A 359-nucleotide genomic window follows, 5' to 3' on the forward strand; every position below is an offset into this window, starting at 1 on the left:
CCCAACTTCGGTTATAAGATCCCTCAAAGATGATGAGGTTAATAGGTTCGAGGTGGAAGCGTGGTGACACGTGGAGCTGACGAATACTAATCGATTGAAGACTTAATCAATTTATTTCAATGTTTTGCGAAGCAAAATGATTTACTTACTATCTAGTTTTGAATGTATAATCATTCTCTTGTCTGGTGACAATGGCAAGGAGGTCACACCTGTTCTCATGCCGAACACAGAAGTTAAGCTCCTTAGCGCCGATGGTAGTTGGATTTACGTTCCGCTAGAGTAGGACGTTGCCAGGCAAATTATTGAGACCGAAAGGTCTCTTTTTTTATGCCTAAAATTAAAACCGAAGGTTTAATAAG

At 40.1% G+C, this 359-nt stretch carries 2 rRNA genes; both read left to right on the forward strand.

Going from position 1 to position 359, the window contains the following annotated elements:
* A 23S ribosomal RNA gene (locus tag BDW31_RS11560) occupies positions 1–110 on the forward strand; the annotation flags it as partial.
* 71 nt (positions 111–181) lie between these two features.
* Positions 182–296: ribosomal RNA gene (gene rrf, locus BDW31_RS11565) — 5S ribosomal RNA — on the forward strand.
* Positions 297–359 lie beyond the last annotated feature (63 nt).

The sequence above is a fragment of the Staphylococcus sp. AtHG25 genome (genome assembly GCF_003217445.1).
In the GTDB taxonomy this organism is placed as follows: domain Bacteria; phylum Bacillota; class Bacilli; order Staphylococcales; family Staphylococcaceae; genus Staphylococcus; species Staphylococcus haemolyticus.